This window comes from Variovorax sp. 05L425 (assembly GCF_056397705.1).
The window spans coordinates 1-375 of sequence record NZ_JBFTNY010000088.1 but is presented as its reverse complement, the minus strand read 5'-3'; the positions used below and the strand labels follow the sequence as shown (position 1 = coordinate 375).

The 375-nt window shown below is 64.3% G+C and carries 1 pseudogene; it reads left to right on the top strand.

From position 1 onward, the window contains the following. Window positions 1-375: pseudogene (locus AC1DN9_RS30100) on the top strand (beta strand repeat-containing protein); the annotation flags it as partial.

Below are 375 nucleotides of genomic sequence, written 5' to 3'. Positions count from 1 at the left end.
ACACGGGCGGCATGTCGGTGGACTTCACCGGCACAGATGGTGCACGTGTGCTGAGCGGCGTGGCTTCGGGCAAGCTGGCGGTCGACAGCCAGGAGGCGGTGAACGGTTCGCAGCTGTTTGCGACCAACCAGAACGTGCAGGCCAACACGACGAAGATTGCCTCCATTGATGGCCGCGTGAACAACGTGGAGAACTCGGTGACGAATCTGACGCAGCAACTGGACGACGGCAGCGTTGGCCTGGTGAAGCAGGACGCGACGAGCGGCCACATCACGGTGGCCAAGGACACGGGCGGCATGTCGGTGGACTTCACCGGCACAGATGGTGCACGTGTGCTGAGCGGCGTGGCTTCGGGCAAGCTGGCGGTCGACAGCC